This window comes from Cellulomonas pasadenensis (assembly GCF_047229365.1).
GTDB lineage: Bacteria > Actinomycetota > Actinomycetes > Actinomycetales > Cellulomonadaceae > Cellulomonas.
Map to the genome: position 1 here is coordinate 1 of NZ_JBFTEP010000088.1, position 15,549 is coordinate 15,549.

Genomic DNA, 15,549 nt, shown 5'->3' on the forward strand with positions numbered 1-15,549 from the left:
CCGCCACGCAGGTCGTCCCGCCGGTCACCGCCGCGGCGGCCGCGGCTGGCACGCGCGCGTGGCCGTCGACGGTCGCGGGGGCGTCGGAGACGCGCCGCGCACCCGGCGGACCGGTCCCCGCGACGCCCGAGCCCGAGCGCGACCCGTCCCCGCTGGACGAGTTCCCGCCGGAGGACGGGCGTCGGCGCTGGCCGCGGACGCTGGCCGTCGTCGGCGGCGTCGTGGTGCTGCTGGGCGGTGCGTACGTCGGCGCCTCCTACGCGCTGGGCGAGCGCGTGCCGCGCGGCGCGACCGTGGCGGGCGTCGAGATCGGCGGCATGACGGCGGACGAGGCGCGCGACGCGCTGTCCACCGGCCTCGCCGACCGCACGACGCAGCCTATCCCGCTCGTCGCCCAGGACGCGCAGGCGGAGCTCGACCCGGCCGCCGCCGGCCTCGCGTTCGACGCCGACGCGACGGTCGCGCGCCTCACCGGCGTCGACCTGGCCGAGCCGGTCCGCCTCTGGCGGCAGCTCGTGGGTGTCGACGCCCAGCCGCCGGTCACGCAGGTCGACGACGACGCCCTCGCGGACTCGCTGGCGTCGCTCTCCGAGACGGTCCGCCTCGCGCCCGTCGACGGCGCCGTGGTCTTCGCGGACGGCGCGGCGCACGCCACGGACGCCGCCGACGGCTGGGCGCTCGACCTCGACGCGGCGGCCACGGCGGTGCAGGACGAGTGGCTCGTGGGGGAGCGCCCGCTGGCGCTGCCGACCACGCCCGTCGAGCCGGAGATCACGCAGGAGGAGACCGAGCAGGCGCTGCGGGACGTCGCGCAGCCGCTCGCGGCGGCGCCGATCACGGTGCAGGTCGCCGATCGGCAGGCCGTGCTCGACGTCCCGACCCTGACGGCGAACGCGAGCATGGTGCCGGTCGGGGGCTCGCTCGAGCTGCAGCTCGACGGCGAGGCTCTCGCGGCGTCCGTGCTCGCGCAGGTCCCGGACGTGGTGACGGCGGCGTCGGACGCGCGGTTCGAGTTCCAGGACGGCGCCCCGGTCATCGTCCCCGGCACGCCCGGCACGAGCCTGGACCCGGCGGCGCTGGCGTCGTCGGTCGCGGCGTCCGTGACAGCCGAGCAGCGTCTCGCGCCCGTCGAGCTCGTCGCGTCCGACCCCGCCGAGACGACGGCGGCGCTGGAGGCGCTGGGCGTCAAGGAGGTCGTCTCGGAGTTCTCGACGCCGCTGACGAGCGAGCCGCGGCGCACCCAGAACATCTCCGCGGGGCTGACGAACATCACCGGGACGCTCGTGCGGCCCGGCGAGACGTTCAGCCTCACCGAGGCGCTCGGGCCGGTCGACGCCGCGCACGGCTTCGTGCAGGCGGGCGCGATCGTCAACGGCGAGCACAAGGACGCGTGGGGCGGCGGGCTGTCGCAGGTGTCGACCACGGTGTTCAACGCGGCGTACTTCGCCGGCTTCGAGGACGTGGACCACACGCCGCACAGCGAGTGGTTCCAGCGCTACCCGGAGGGCCGCGAGGCGACGATCTTCACCGGCTCGATCGACATGCAGTGGAAGAACAACACCCCCTACGGCGCTCTGGTGCAGGGCTGGGTCGCCGACGGGCGCGCGCACGTGCGCATCTGGGGGACCAAGCACTTCACGGTCGAGACGGAGAAGAGCGGCCGCTCCGGCATCGTGCCGCCCACCACCGTGTACTCCCAGTCGCCGACGTGCGAGCCGCAGAGCGCCGGCAACCCCGGCTTCAGCGTGACGAACACCCGGCGCGTGTACCTCAACGGCGAGCTGGTCGACACCGAGTCCGACTCGTGGCGCTACAAGCCGCAGAACCGGGTCGTCTGCGGGTCGGCCCCGGCGGCCCCGACGCCCTGACGCACCGGCCCGCCGCACGCACCGACCGACGCCCGTCCCCGCCCGGGGACGGGCGTCGGCGCGTCAGCCCCGGTCCGTCGCGGCGTCGCCGGGCGCGCGCGGGCGCCGGCGGACGGGTGCGGGCGGCACGGTCTTGCCGAGCAGCACGTCGCCGGCGGGCACGTGCACGTCGCCGCGCCGGGTGCGGACGGTCAGCCCGTCGTCGTCGACCGCGACGACGTCCCCGAGCACGTCCGTGTAGGGCGGCTCGTCGCCCGGGGCGCCGGCGGGCAGGTCGTCGCGCCGCCGCCGCACGACCACGCGCACACCCGGCGACCAGGCGCGCCAGGGCGGCGCCACGGGGTCGCTCACGGCCGCCGCCGGGCGTGTGGCGTGTCGGACGGTGGACGTCGGGTCGTCGTCGCTGCCACGTGGGGGATACTAGGTCGACCGCTGCACCCGTGGAGGACCACCCGTGACGTATGTGATCGCCGAACCCTGCGTGGACGTCAAGGACAAGGCGTGCATCGAGGAGTGTCCGGTCGACTGCATCTACGAGGGCAAGCGCTCCCTCTACATCCAGCCGGACGAGTGCGTCGACTGCGGCGCCTGCGAGCCGGTGTGCCCCGTCGAGGCCATCTACTACGAGGACGACGTCCCCGAGCAGTGGAGCCAGTACTACGAGGCCAACGTGCACTTCTTCGACGAGGTCGGCTCGCCGGGCGGCGCCGCGAAGATGGGGCAGATCGAGCACGACCACCCCATCATCGCCACGCTCCCGCTGCGCATCCAGGGCGAGTGACGCCGGCCCGCCCGTCCGCGCCGGCGCGGCGGGGCTGACCCGTGGGGCTGCGCACCGGTGACCTGCCGGACTTCCCGTGGGACACGCTGACGCCGTTCGCGGACCTCGCGCGCCGGCACCCCGGCGGCATCGTCGACCTGTCGGTCGGCACGCCCGTCGACCCGACGCCCGGGCTCGTGCGCGAGGCGCTGGCGGCGGCGGCCGACGCGCCGGGGTACCCGACGACGCACGGCACGCCGGCGCTGCGCGCGGCGGTCGTCGACTGGTTCGCGCGGCGCCGCGGCGTGCCGGACCTCGACCCGGCGGCGGTCCTGCCGACGGTCGGCTCGAAGGAGCTCGTCGCGCTGCTGCCCGCGCTGCTCGGGGTGGGCCCCGGCGACGCGGTGCTGCACCCGGCGACCGCGTACCCGACGTACGACGTCGGTGCGCGGCTCGCGGGCGCGACGCCCGTCCCGACGGACGACCCGGCGGCGGAGCTCGCCCGGCGGGACGACGTGCGGCTCGTCTGGCTCAACTCGCCCGCGAACCCGCACGGCGCGGTGCTCGGCGTCGACGAGCTGCGCGCGGTCGTCGACGCCGCGCGCACGGCCGGGCGCCGCACGGGCCGGCCGGTCGTCGTGGCGTCCGACGAGTGCTACGCCGAGCTGGCCTGGGACGAGCCGTGGGCGTCGTCCGGGGTACCGAGCGTGCTCGACCCCCGGGTGACCGGCGGCGACCTCGCCGGCCTGCTCGTGGCGTACTCGCTGTCCAAGCAGTCGAACCTCGCGGGCTACCGGGCGGCGTTCCTCGCCGGCGACCCGGAGCTCGTGGCACGCCTGCTGGAGACGCGCAAGCACGCCGGGATGATCGTGCCCGCGCCCGTGCAGGCCGCGATGACGGCCGCGCTGGGCGACGACACGCACGTCGCCGAGCAGCGGGAGCGGTACCGGCGGCGCCGTCGCGTCCTGCGGGCGGGGTTCGAGGCCGCCGGCTACGTGGTCGACCACTCGCACGCGGGCCTGTACCTGTGGGTGCGCCCGGACGGCCCGCGGCAGGACGCGTGGCGCACCGTCGAGGACCTGGCCGGCCTGGGTCTCCTGGTCGCGCCGGGCGCCTTCTACGGCGCGGCCGCGGCCGGGCACGTGCGCGTGGCGCTGACCGCCTCCGACGAGCACGTGGCCGAGGCCGCCGCGCGTCTGCAGGGGGCGTAGGCGCGGCGGCGGGCCGCGCCGTACAGTGATCTCCCCTGTGAGGAACCTCACACGCGACCCAAGGTGGGGTCGCTCATTCGTCAAGATCCCCGTGGCGCGGGTACGGTCGCAGCGGGCCGACGGGGGTCACGCCTCGCGTCGGTCGTCGAGGAGCCCGGCGCCCGCCGAGGCCGCTGCCGTTGGTCGGCGTAGGAAGGAACACCATGTCGGACACCGTCACCGCCCCGGTCCAGGCTCCTGTGCAGCTGGTCGTGGACGGTCAGGCGCGCGACCTCCCCGTCGTGCCGGCCACCGAGGGCAACGACGGCATCGTCGTGTCGTCGCTGCTGCGCGACACCGGGATGGTCACCGTCGACCCGGGATTCATGAACACCGCCGCGTGCGAGTCGCGGATCACCTACATCGACGGCGACGCCGGGATCCTGCGGTACCGCGGGTACCCGATCGAGCAGCTCGCCGAGAAGTCCTCGTTCCTCGAGGTCGCGTACCTGCTCATCCACGGCGAGCTGCCGGACGCGCCGACGCTGGCGGCGTTCGAGGAGCGCGTCAACCGGCACACGCTCGTGCACGAGGACTTCCGCACGTTCCTCGGCTCGTTCCCGCGCGACGCGCACCCGATGGCCGTCATGGCGTCGGCGCTGAACGCGCTGTCGACGTTCTACCCGGAGTCGCTCGACCCGTTCGACCCCGAGACGGTCGAGCTGGCCACGGTGCTCATCCTCGCGAAGACGCGCACGATCACGTCGTACGTGCACCGCACCTCCAAGGGCGAGCCGCTGCTCTACCCCGACTACTCGCGCGGGTACGTCGAGGACTTCCTGCGCATGACGTTCGCCGTCCCGTACCAGCAGTGGGACCCGGACCCGGTCGTCGTCAACGCGCTCGACAAGCTGCTCATCCTGCACGCCGACCACGAGCAGAACTGCTCCACGTCGACGGTGCGGATCGTCGGCTCGAGCCACGCGAACATCTACGCGTCCGTCGCGGCGGGCATCAACGCGCTCTCGGGCCCGCTGCACGGCGGGGCCAACGAGGCGGTGCTCAGGATGCTCGACGAGATCCAGGCGAACGGCGGTGACGCCACCGACTTCATGCGCCGCGTGAAGGACAAGGAGGACGGCGTCCGCCTCATGGGCTTCGGCCACCGGGTCTACAAGAACTACGACCCGCGCGCGGCGATCGTGAAGCAGAGCGCGCACGAGGTGCTGCAGGCGCTCGGCAGCAACGACGAGCAGCTCGACATCGCCATGCGCCTCGAGGAGATCGCGCTGCACGACGACTACTTCGTGTCGCGCAAGCTGTACCCGAACGTCGACTTCTACACCGGCCTGATCTACAAGGCGATGGGCTTCTCGCCGCGCATGTTCACGCCGCTGTTCGCGCTCGGGCGCATGCCCGGCTGGATCGCGCAGTGGCGCGAGATGATGAACGACCCGCAGACGAAGATCGGCCGCCCGCGCCAGATCTACACGGGCGCGACCGAGCGTCCGTACGTGGCGGTCGAGGACCGCTGACCCCGTCGGCCGCCGGCCGACCGCACGCACCGGAGCCGGTGCCGCCCGCGTGGCGGCACCGGCTCCGTCGTCGGCGGGAGACGCACGTCGCCGACCCGCGCGCTCAGCCGCCGACGGTGACGCGCACCTGCCCCGCGGGCAGCGGGGCGTCGGACGGTTCCCAGCTCGGCGTGGCCCGCGACCACACGCGGTCCGCGACCGCGACGGCGTCCACGCCGACCTCGGTGGCGACGGCGACGGCCCAGTGCCCGGCGACCCACCCGGCCCGCGCCGGGTCGCCCGGCGCGAGGGCGTCGGCGGTGACGTCGACGGCCGGCGCCGCGCCGTCCGCGGCGTGCACCGTGACCGGCAGCTCGCCCAGGTCGCGCACGAGCCGCCCGAGCAGCGGGTCCGTCCCCACGGGGCCGTCGAGCGGGTGCAGCTCGCACGTGACGGTCGCGGGGGAGAAGCCGGCGAGCCCCGACGCCCACGCGCGGGCCCGGCCCTCGTGCTGGGCGTACGCGTCGGGGAACCCGGAGCGCTGCACGGCCTGCGCCGCCTCGGTGATCGGCATGTCGGCGTAGCCCGGCACCTGCACGAGGCCGTCGTAGAACCGGCCGGTGGAGTAGACGGGGTCGAGGATCTCCTCGACCGTGCCCCAGCCCTGCGACGGCCGCTGCTGGAACAGCCCCACCGAGTCGCGGTCGCCGTAGTCGATGTTCACCAGCCGGGACTCCTGCAGCGCCGTGGCGAGCCCGATCGTCACGGCGCGCGCGGGCAGCCCGCGGCGCACGGCGAGGGCCGAGATCAGCGCGGCGTTCTGCGCCTGGTCGGGGCTCAGCCGCCAGTCGGTGCCGTCGAGGCGGGCGGCGCACCGCTCCGCGAGCGGCGCGGCCGGGTGCGTGCGGTCGAGCAGCGCCACGACGCCGCCGACCGCCGCGGCGCCGACGCCGGCGACCACGACGGTCAGGACGACCGCGGTGGTGGCACGGGACCGTCGACGACGCGACGGCGGACGCCGGGCCACCGTCAGTTGGTGTGCAGGGCGGCGTTCAGGTGCACGCCGGCGCCCGAGCGGGCGACGGCCTCGACCGCGCCGGTCTGCGAGTTGCGGCGGAGGAGCACGTTGTCCGCGCCGGCGAGCGCGCGTGCCTTGACGACCCGCACGCCGTCGGCGTCCGCGGTCGCGCCCGGGACGTCGAAGCCGACGAGCCGCACCTTGGTCCCGGCCGTCACGTAGAGGCCGGCCTCGACGACGCAGTCGTCGCCGAGCGGGATGCCGAGGCCCGCGTTCGCGCCGAGCAGGCTGCGCCGCCCGACGGACACGACCTCGCGGCCGCCGCCCGACAGCGTGCCCATGATCGAGGCGCCGCCGCCCACGTCGGACCCGTCGCCCACGACGACGCCCGCGGAGATGCGGCCCTCGACCATGGACGTGCCGAGCGTGCCGGCGTTGAAGTTGACGAAGCCCTCGTGCATGACGGTCGTGCCCGGCGCGAGGTGCGCGCCGAGGCGCACGCGGTCCGCGTCGGCGACGCGCACGCCGGCGGGGACGACGTAGTCGACCATCCGCGGGAACTTGTCGACGCCGTACACGGTGACGGGCGTGCCGGTCGCCGCGCGCAGGCGCAGGCGGGTCGCCTCGAAGCCCTCGACGGCGCACGGGCCGCGGTCGGTCCAGACGACGTTGGGCAGGACCCCGAAGATGCCGTCGAGGTTCTGCCCGTGCGGCGCGACGAGCCGGTGCGAGAGCAGGTGCAGGCGCAGGTACGCGTCGGCGGTGTCCGTCGGCGGGGCGTCGAGGTCCACGACGGTGGTCACCACGCGGACGCGGACGCCGCGGGCGGGGTCGTCGCGCTCGGCGGCGCCGAGGTCGTCGGGTGCGGCGGTGTCGGCGGGCGGGGCGCCGAGGGCCGGTGCCGGGTACCAGACGTCCAGCGTCGTGCCGTCGTCGGTGAGGGTGGCCAGGCCGTGGCCCCAGGCCGTGCGGTCGGTCATGGTCGGCAAGCCTACGGGCTGGGCGCGGACCGTCGCCGCCCACGCCCGCGCGCCCCGCACCGCCGCGGGCGCCGCGGGTGCGCGGCGTAGGGTCGGCACCGTGGCCGCCGACACCCTGGACCTGACCGCCGACGTCGTGACGCTGACCCGGGAGCTGTGCGACATCCCGTCCGTCTCGGGCGACGAGACCCGGCTCGCCGACGCCGTCGAGGCCGCCCTGCGCGCGCACCCGCACCTGGAGGTGCTGCGGGACGGCGACGCGGTCGTCGCGCGCACCCGGCTCGGTCGCGCCCGCCGCGTCGTCGTCGCCGGCCACCTCGACACCGTGCCGGTGACGGGCAACCTGCCCACCCGCCTCGAGGACGACGTGCTGCACGGCCGCGGCACCGTCGACATGAAGGCGGGCGTCGCGGTGCAGCTGTCGCTGGCGGCGGCGCTGGACGCGCCCGTGCACGACGTGACGTGGGTCTTCTACGACCACGAGGAGGTCGACGCGTCGCTCAACGGCCTCGGCCGCGTCGCGCGGAACCACCCGGACTGGCTCACGGCCGACTTCGCCGTGCTGTGCGAGCCGACCGCGGGCGGCATCGAGGGCGGGTGCAACGGCACGCTGCGCGCGGAGGTGCGCCTGCAGGGCGTCGCGGCGCACTCAGCGCGCGCGTGGACGGGCGTCAACGCGGTGCACGCGGCCGGCGAGGTGCTGCGCCGGCTCGCCGCCTACGCGCCCGCGACCGTCGAGGTGGAGGGCCTGTCGTTCCGCGAGGGGCTCAACGCGGTCCTCGTCTCCGGCGGGCGCGCGACCAACGTGATCCCCGACGAGTGCGTCGTCACCGTCAACTACCGGTTCGCGCCGTCGCGGACGGTGGAGGAGGCGTCGGCGCACGTGCGCGAGGTGCTCGCCGGGTACGACGTCGTGGTCGTCGACGCCGCGCCCGGTGCCCGGCCGGGCCTGGACGACCCGCTCGCGCAGGACTTCGCCGCCGCCGTGCTGGCGGTGACGGGCGGGCGCCCGGCGGCCAAGCAGGGCTGGACGGACGTCGCGCGCTTCTCGTCGCTCGGCGTCCCGGCGGTGAACTTCGGGCCCGGCGACCCGCTGCTCGCGCACACGCAGGACGAGCACTGCCCGGTCGGCCAGGTGGTCGCGAGCCGCGCGGCGCTCGGCGCGTGGCTGACGGGCGCGCGCCCGGAGGACCTGCCGCTCGGGCTGTCCTGACGGCCGCCCGTCCGGGCCGTTCGCGCTGAGCACGGCCGTGCCGCGACCTAGAGTCGGCGCATGACCCACGACGACACGTCGGCACCGGCGCCGGAGTACCGCCGCGGCCCGGTGCTCATGCGACGCGACCAGATCCCCGCGAGCACCTCCGACCAGGGCCTGCTGCGCCGCGGCGACGGCGCCACCTGGCTGCACGACGACCCCTGGCGCGTCATGCGCATCCAGAGCGAGTTCGTCGAGGGCTTCGGCGCGCTCGCCGAGGTGGGGCCGGCGGTGAGCGTCTTCGGCTCGGCGCGCGTGCGTCCCGACGACCCGTACTACGACCTCGCGCGCGACGTCGCGAAGGGCCTGGTGCAGGCCGGGTACGGCGTCATCACGGGGGGTGGCCCGGGCATCATGGAGGCCGCCAACCGGGGGGCGTCCGAGGCGGGCGGGCTGTCGGTCGGCCTCGGCATCGAGCTGCCGTTCGAGCAGGGCATGAACCGCTGGGTCGACCTCGGCGTGAACTTCCGCTACTTCTTCGCCCGCAAGACCATGTTCGTGAAGTACTCCGAGGGCTTCGTCGTGCTGCCGGGCGGCTTCGGCACGTTCGACGAGCTGTTCGAGGCGCTGACGCTCGTGCAGACGCACAAGGTGACGGGCTTCCCCATCGTGCTGCTGGGCCGCGACTACTGGCAGGGCCTGCTCACGTGGCTGCGGGACAGCGTGCACGCGCACGGCATGATCGGCGAGGCGGACCTCGACCTGCTGCACGTGGCGGACTCCGCGCAGGAGGCGGTCGACGTCGTGGTGCGCCGCGGCGCCGAGCTGCGTGCCGAGGAGCAGGCCGCGGTCCGCGCCGCCCGGAGCGCGCAGACCGACGCGGCGCGCGCGTCGGACGGGACGCCCGCCCCGCGCCCCGACGCGCCGAGGTCGGACGCCGGCTGGTGAGCGCGCCGCAGGCGCGCGCCGACGGACCCGTCCCGCCGCCCCTGCCCGGCGTCCCGGCGGGCGCGGCGCCCCTGCGCCTGCGCGGTCGCACGTTCGGCCCGGACCGGCCCGTCGTCATGGCCGTCGTCAACCGCACGCCCGACTCGTTCTACGCGGCGGCGAGGCACGACGAGAGCAGCATCGACGCGGCCGTCGACCGCGCCGTCGCCGAGGGTGCCGACCTGCTCGACGTGGGCGGCGTGCGCGCCGGGCGCGGGCCCGCGGTGGACGTCGCCGAGGAGATCGCGCGGGTCGTCCCCGTCGTCGAGCGCGTCCGGGCCCGGCACCCCGACCTGCTCGTCAGCGTCGACACGTGGCGCGCGTCGGTGGCCCGCGCCGCGGCGGACGCGGGTGCGGACCTCGTCAACGACACGTGGGCGGGGCACGACCCGGGGCTCGTCGAGGTGGCCGCCGAGCGCGGGCTGGGCGTGGTCTGCTCGCACACGGGCGGCGCGACGCCGCGCACGGACCCGTGGCGCGTCGCCTACCTGCCGGCCGACGAGGGCGCCGACCCGCTCGACGCGGTGGTCGACGACGTCGTCGCCACGCTCACCGCCGCCGCGGCACGGGCCGTCGCGCTGGGCGTCGACCCGGCGTCCGTGCTCGTCGACGCCACGCTCGACTTCGGCAAGACGACGTGGCACTCGCTGCACCTGCTGAGAAGGACCCCGCGGATCGTGCAGATCGGGCACCCTGTGCTCATGGCGGTCTCGCGCAAGGACCTGGTCGGGGAGACCCTCGGGCTGCCGCCCGAGGAGCGGCTCGAGGGCACGCTCGCGGCGACGTCGGTCGCGGCGTGGCTCGGTGCGCGCGTGTTCCGCGTGCACGACGTGGCCGCGACGCGGCGGGCCGTCGACATGGTCGCCGCCGTGCGCGCCGAGCGGGCGCCCTCCGTCGCCGTGCGGGGCATGGCGTGAGCACGGCGGGCGACGGCACGACGGACGTCGCGGGCCAGGACGGCGCCACCGCCGCGGGCGACGGGACGGCCGTCAAGGCGGGTGACGGCGCGGGCGACGGTGCCACGGCCGCCGCGGACGTGACGGCGGGCGACGCGCCCACCCGCGCGCCGTCGCCGTGGGAGCGCGTCCGGGCATGGCCGTGGTGGGTGCACGTGCTGCTCGTGTACGCCGCCGGCCGCGCGTTCGCCGCCGCCGTCTTCGTGTGGACGTCGGGCGTGCAGGAGGCGAACCTCTGGACGGACGCGCAGCCCGACTACCAGCCGTTCGTCGCGCTGTTCTACGACGGCTCCTGGTACAAGCAGGTAGCCGAGGAGGGCTACCCGGCGACGCTGCCGCGCGGCGAGGACGGCCTCGTGCAGCAGAACGCGTGGGCGTTCTTCCCCCTGTTCCCGCTGCTCGTGCGCGGCCTCATGGAGGTCACGGGCGGCACGTGGGTCGTGCTCGCGCCGACCGTGGCGCTCCTGCTCGGCGCGGGTGCGGTGCTCGTCGTGCACCGTGCCGTCGTGCACGGCGCCCCGCGCGCCGTGGCCGCCCGCCCCGGCCTGCCGCTCGCCACGGTCGCGCTGGTCTGCGCGTTCCCGACGGCCGCCGTCCTGCAGGTCGCGTACACCGAGTCGCTCGCGCTGCTGCTGGTGGCGTCCGCGCTGCTCCTGCTGGTGCGCCGGCGCTACGGGTGGACCGCCGTCGTCGTGGTGGCGCTGGGCTTCACGCGCGCCGTCGCGCTGCCGATGGCGGCCGTGGTCGTCGTGCACCTGGCGGTCCGCTGGTGGCGCACGCGCCGCGGCGAGGACGACCTGCGGCCCGCCGGGACGGCCGGGCTGGCCGCGCTCGCGGTCGGCGCGGGGGTGTCCGGGTTCGCGTGGCCGGCGATCTGCGGGTGGGCGACGGGCGTGCCCGACGGGTACCTGCAGACGCAGGAGGCGTGGCGCGGCGTGCGCGAGGTCGTGCCGTTCTCCGGGTGGACGTACGTGCCGCAGTTCTGGTTCGGGGACCGGGGGGTCTGGCTGACGGTCGCGGGGTTCGCGCTCGTCGCCGCCGTCCTCCTCGTGCCCGCGGCCTGGCGGCTCGGGCCGGAGCTGCACGCGTGGGCGGCGGCGTACGTCGTCTACATCCTCGCGGTCATCGAGCCGGGCAGCAGCCTCGCGCGGTTCCTGCTGCTCGCGTTCCCGCTCGGGGCGGTGACGGCCGGCGTCGTGACGCGGCCCGGGTGGGCGCGGCGGACGTGGTTCGGCGCCGTGCTGGTGCTCATGCTGGGCCTGCAGGTGCTGTGGATCCGGCAGATGTGGGAGTTCAACCCGGGGGGCGACTGGCCCCCGTGACGGACGGCGTGACGGGCGGCGCGACGGCCCGCGCGGACGCCCGCCGGCGCCCCGGTGCAGGCCCGCCGGGCCGCCGACCGGCGGGGACGCGCACCGGACCGGCCCGACGGTCGCCCCGGTGAACTAGGATGGTCGGCGGACAACCGGCTGATCAGGGACTGATCGACCGATGGTCGGCCCGGCCCGGCGACCCGTCGGCCGGCCACGCACGACGCGCGAAGGAGAGGCCGCATGGCCGCGATGAAGCCGAGGACCGGCGACGGACCGCTCGAGGTCACCAAGGAGGGTCGCGGCATCGTCATGCGCGTCCCGCTCGAGGGCGGCGGACGGCTGGTGGTCGAGCTCAACGCGACCGAGGCCGCCGAGCTGGGCGAGGCGCTGACCTCCGTCGTCAGCTGACGTCCGCATGAGCCCCCGCACCACCGGGCGGCGCTCCGCCACGGTCGCACGCCCCGCCGGGGCCGGCGCGGCCCGCGGCGCGTCGGCCGTGCGGCGCACGCCGCCCGCCGTCGTCCTGCACGGCGCCACGGTCGTCGACTCCCCGCTCCTCGAGGACGGGTCGGTCGACGCCGTGGCCGTGCAGGTCGCGCCCGCGCGCGACGGCGACGACGCGCTGCAGCCGCGCACCGGGACGCCGCAGGCCGCGGCGCGGTACGGCATCGACCTGGCCGAGCTCGCGGAGCGCGCCGGCCTGACGGGTGCGGCGGGGGAGGCCTTCACGGTCCACCTCCCGCAGCCGGTCGGGTCGTCGGTCGTGCTGCCGTGGGCGGGCCTGCCGCCGCGGATCGTCCTGGTGGGCGTCGGCGACGAGAGCCCGACGGCGCTGCGCCGCGCGGGTGCCGCGCTGGCCCGGGCCGTGCGCGGCCTGCACCGCGTGGCCGCGACGGTCGGTGCGCAGACCCACCACGACGCCTCCGCCGCGGCGGAGGCCGCCCGCGCCGTCACGGAGGGCTACCTCCTCGCGGCGTACACCACCCCGCGCACGGGAGCCGCCCCCGAGCCCGAGCCGCCGGCCGAGCTCGTGCTCCTCGGCCGCGACGGCACGCGCGTCGCCGCCGCCGTGGACGCGGCCCGGGTCGCCGCGAGCGCCACGTGGCTCGTGCGCGACCTCACGAACACCCCGTCCAGCACCAAGGACCCGGCCTGGATGGCCGACCGTGCGCGCCGCCTCGCGACGCGCGCGGGCCTCGAGGTCGAGGTGCTCGGACCCCGCGAGCTCGCCGCGGGCGGGTTCGGCGGGATCCTCGCGGTCGGCGCCGGCTCGGCGTCGTCGCCGCGGCTCGTCCGCGTCGCGTACACCCCGCCCGCGGGCGGCACCGGCCGGCACGTCGTGGTCGTCGGCAAGGGCATCACGTACGACACCGGCGGGCTCTCGATCAAGCCGCGCGAGGCCATGGTCCCGATGAAGACGGACATGGCCGGGGCCGCGGTCGCGCTCGCGACCGTGCTCGCGGCCGCCGAGGCCGGCGTGCCGCACCGTGTCACGGCCGTCCTGCCGCTCGCGGAGAACCACGTGGGCGCCGCGTCGTACCGGCCCGGCGACGTGCTGCGCCTGTACGGCGGCACGACCGTCGAGATCGCGAACACCGACGCGGAGGGCCGCCTCGTGCTCGGCGACGCGCTGGCGTGGGCGGACGCCACGCTCGCCCCCGACGTCCTCGTCGACGTCGCGACGCTGACGGGCGCCGCCACCCTCGGGCTCGGCAAGCAGCACGCCGCGCTGTACGGCACGGACGACGCCCTCGTCGCGGGCCTGCTCGCGGCGGGCGAGCGCACCGGTGAGCTCGCGTGGCACATGCCGCTCGTCGACGACTACGACGAGGCGGTGCGGTCGTCGGTCGCCGACCTGCGGCACGTGCCCGTCGACCGGCAGATCGGCGGCGGCTCCATCACGGCGGCGCTGTTCCTGCGCCGGTTCGTCGGCACGCGTGCGTGGGCGCACCTCGACATCGCCGGGACCGGCCGCGCCCCGGCCGACAAGCACGAGGTCACCGAGGGTGCCACCGGCTACGGCGCGCGCCTGCTGCTCGACTGGCTGACCCAGCCCGCCTGAGCCGCCCCGGACGCCCGCCCACGGGCGCCGGCGGCGGTCAGCGGCGGACCGCGACCAGCAGCCCGTCGCCCGTCGGCAGCAGCGCCGGCACGAGCCGGTCGTCGCCGCGGACCTGCCGGCCCACGTCGCGCATCGTCGTCGTCGCCTCGTCGCGGCGCGCGGGGTCGCTCACGCGGTCGTGCCACAGGGCGTCGTCGACGACGAGCACGCCGCCGCGGCGCAGCAGCCGCACCGCCTGCTCGACGTACGCCGGCGTGCCCTCGACGTCCGCGTCGAGCACGACCATGTCGTAGCCGCCGTCGGTCAGGCGGGGCAGGACGTCCGACGCCCGCCCGGAGATCGTGCGGGTCCGCGTGGTGCGCACACCCTCCTCGGCGAACGCCTCCTTGGCCGCGCGCTGGTGCTCGAGCTCGATGTCGATCGTCGTCAGCACGCCGTCCGCGGGCATGCCCCGCAGCAGGTACAGGGACGCCACCCCGGCGCCCGTCCCGACCTCGACGACCGCGCGCGCCTGCACCGCCGCGGCGAGCACCCGCAGCGCGGCGCCCGCACCCGGCAGCACCGGGGTGCAGCCCAGGTGCGACGCGCGCTCGCGGGCGCGCACCAGCACGTCGTCCTCGGCGAGGAACTCCTCGCAGTAGACCCAGCTCTGGGCCTTGTCGGTGGAGATGGCGTCCTCCTGCGGAGCGGTCGGCGCGGGGCCGGCGGGGCGGGTCGGGGGCGGGTCGGGTGGACCGGACGTCGGGACCGGACGTCGCGTCCGGACGTCGTGGACCGCGGGTGGTCCGAGGCGGGCGACCGGGTGCGACCGGACCGCCGCCAGCGTAGTCCCGGACCCGAGCCGCGCCGCGGAGCCGCGCGGCCGCGCCCGACGGCCGTCGCACGTGGTTCAGCCCACGACGAACAGGGGTCGAGCGGGGAGGGCGGACCTGGAAGACTGGCGGGCACGTCCCGGCCGGATCGTCCCGCCGGCACGCGAGGAGACGATCACCGACCGATGAGCACGCCCCCCGCCGACTGGCAGGTCCCGTCGTGGGAGGAGATCGTCCGGACGCACTCCGCCCGCGTGTACCGGCTCGCCTACCGCCTCACGGGCAACCGGCACGACGCGGAGGACCTCACGCAGGAGACGTTCGTCCGCGTGTTCCGGTCCCTGCACACGTACAGCCCCGGAACCTTCGAGGGCTGGCTGCACCGCATCACGACCAACCTCTTCCTCGACATGGCGCGGCGCCGCCAGCGCGTGCGGATCGAGAGCATCGGCGACGACACCGAGCGGTGGTCCTCGCCCGACACGCTGAGCACGCCCGAGCGGGCTTTCGAGAACACGCACCTGGACCACGACGTCCAGCGCGCGCTCGACGCGCTGCCGCCCGAGTACCGCGCCGCCGTCGTGCTGTGCGACATCGAGGGGCTGTCGTACGAGGAGATCGCGGTGACGCTGGGCATCAAGCTCGGCACGGTGCGCTCCCGCATCCACCGGGCCCGCGCGCGCCTGCGGGACGCGCTCGAGCACCGGCGTCCCGCCGCGGCGCGGGACGGCTCCGCCGAGCCGACGGCCGACGTCGCCCCCGCGGTGGAGGTCGGGTGACGCACCTCGGGTCCTGGATCAGCGCGCTCGTCGACGGCCAGCTCGACGCCGCCGCGACCGAGCGCGCCCTCGCGCACGTCGCCGGCTGCCGCCGGTGCGCCGACGAGCTCGCCGC

General features: G+C 76.3%; 16 protein-coding genes. 12 read left to right on the plus strand and 4 right to left on the minus strand.

The window, feature by feature from the left end; all coding sequences use genetic code 11:
- A partial coding sequence (locus AB6N23_RS12660) for a VanW family protein (protein ID WP_412866404.1) occupies positions 1-1,868 on the plus strand: 1,868 nt, incomplete at its 5' end.
- A 63-nt stretch (positions 1,869-1,931) separates the two neighbouring features.
- Here AB6N23_RS12660 and AB6N23_RS12665 read toward each other — a convergent pair.
- Positions 1,932-2,219, minus strand: coding sequence for a putative acetyltransferase (locus AB6N23_RS12665; protein ID WP_412866405.1), 288 nt, complete (start codon positions 2,217-2,219; stop codon positions 1,932-1,934).
- A 103-nt stretch (positions 2,220-2,322) separates the two neighbouring features.
- Here AB6N23_RS12665 and fdxA point away from each other — a divergent pair, with 103 nt between their 5' ends.
- From fdxA to AB6N23_RS12680, 3 genes are all read left to right on the plus strand, one after another.
- Complete coding sequence (gene fdxA, locus AB6N23_RS12670) at positions 2,323-2,649, plus strand: ferredoxin (protein ID WP_378208993.1); 327 nt, start codon at positions 2,323-2,325, stop codon at positions 2,647-2,649.
- Positions 2,650-2,690: 41 nt separating this feature from the next.
- Positions 2,691-3,839 (plus strand): succinyldiaminopimelate transaminase, encoded by a 1,149-nt coding sequence (gene dapC / locus AB6N23_RS12675; RefSeq protein WP_412866406.1) that lies wholly within the window; start codon positions 2,691-2,693, stop codon positions 3,837-3,839.
- 203 nt (positions 3,840-4,042) lie between these two features.
- Entirely contained in the window at positions 4,043-5,353 is a 1,311-nt protein-coding gene (locus tag AB6N23_RS12680; protein WP_412866407.1) for a citrate synthase, read from the plus strand.
- 103 nt (positions 5,354-5,456) lie between these two features.
- Here the strand turns inward: AB6N23_RS12680 and AB6N23_RS12685 are convergent, their stop codons facing one another.
- The gene (locus tag AB6N23_RS12685; RefSeq protein ID WP_412866408.1) at positions 5,457-6,359 is read right to left on the minus strand and encodes a hypothetical protein; all 903 of its coding nucleotides are present in this window, start codon (positions 6,357-6,359) and stop codon (positions 5,457-5,459) included.
- A 2-nt stretch (positions 6,360-6,361) separates the two neighbouring features.
- The gene (gene dapD, locus AB6N23_RS12690; RefSeq protein ID WP_412866409.1) at positions 6,362-7,330 is read right to left on the minus strand and encodes a 2,3,4,5-tetrahydropyridine-2,6-dicarboxylate N-succinyltransferase; all 969 of its coding nucleotides are present in this window, start codon (positions 7,328-7,330) and stop codon (positions 6,362-6,364) included.
- A gap of 100 nt (positions 7,331-7,430) precedes the next feature.
- Here dapD and dapE point away from each other — a divergent pair, with 100 nt between their 5' ends.
- The 6 genes from dapE (at position 7,431) to AB6N23_RS12720 (ending at position 13,843) form a co-directional block, all read left to right on the plus strand.
- Entirely contained in the window at positions 7,431-8,543 is a 1,113-nt protein-coding gene (dapE, locus tag AB6N23_RS12695) for a succinyl-diaminopimelate desuccinylase (RefSeq protein ID WP_412866410.1), read from the plus strand.
- Positions 8,544-8,603: 60 nt separating this feature from the next.
- Entirely contained in the window at positions 8,604-9,473 is an 870-nt protein-coding gene (locus AB6N23_RS12700) for an LOG family protein (RefSeq protein WP_412866411.1), read from the plus strand.
- Entirely contained in the window at positions 9,470-10,429 is a 960-nt protein-coding gene (folP, locus tag AB6N23_RS12705; protein WP_412866412.1) for a dihydropteroate synthase, read from the plus strand. Before AB6N23_RS12700 ends, folP begins: the two co-directional genes overlap by 4 nt.
- The gene (locus AB6N23_RS12710) at positions 10,426-11,790 is read left to right on the plus strand and encodes a hypothetical protein (protein ID WP_412866413.1); all 1,365 of its coding nucleotides are present in this window, start codon (positions 10,426-10,428) and stop codon (positions 11,788-11,790) included. The genes folP and AB6N23_RS12710 overlap by 4 nt, the downstream gene beginning before the upstream one ends.
- A 231-nt stretch (positions 11,791-12,021) precedes the next feature.
- Complete coding sequence (locus AB6N23_RS12715) at positions 12,022-12,189, plus strand: DUF3117 domain-containing protein (RefSeq protein WP_013772033.1); 168 nt, start codon at positions 12,022-12,024, stop codon at positions 12,187-12,189.
- A 7-nt stretch (positions 12,190-12,196) separates the two neighbouring features.
- Positions 12,197-13,843 (plus strand): leucyl aminopeptidase family protein, encoded by a 1,647-nt coding sequence (locus AB6N23_RS12720; protein WP_412866414.1) that lies wholly within the window; start codon positions 12,197-12,199, stop codon positions 13,841-13,843.
- A gap of 37 nt (positions 13,844-13,880) precedes the next feature.
- On the opposite strand, the gene AB6N23_RS12725 is transcribed toward AB6N23_RS12720, so the two are convergent.
- The gene (locus AB6N23_RS12725; protein WP_412866416.1) at positions 13,881-14,513 is read right to left on the minus strand and encodes an O-methyltransferase; all 633 of its coding nucleotides are present in this window, start codon (positions 14,511-14,513) and stop codon (positions 13,881-13,883) included.
- Positions 14,514-14,840: 327 nt separating this feature from the next.
- Between AB6N23_RS12725 and sigE the strand changes: the two genes are divergently transcribed.
- Positions 14,841-15,434: an RNA polymerase sigma factor SigE gene (gene sigE / locus AB6N23_RS12730; protein WP_412866415.1), complete on the plus strand. Its 594-nt coding sequence runs from the start codon at positions 14,841-14,843 to the stop codon at positions 15,432-15,434.
- Positions 15,431-15,549, plus strand: a 119-nt coding sequence (locus tag AB6N23_RS12735) for a zf-HC2 domain-containing protein (protein ID WP_412866417.1), incomplete at its 3' end; no start/stop codon positions are given. The genes sigE and AB6N23_RS12735, both read left to right, overlap by 4 nt.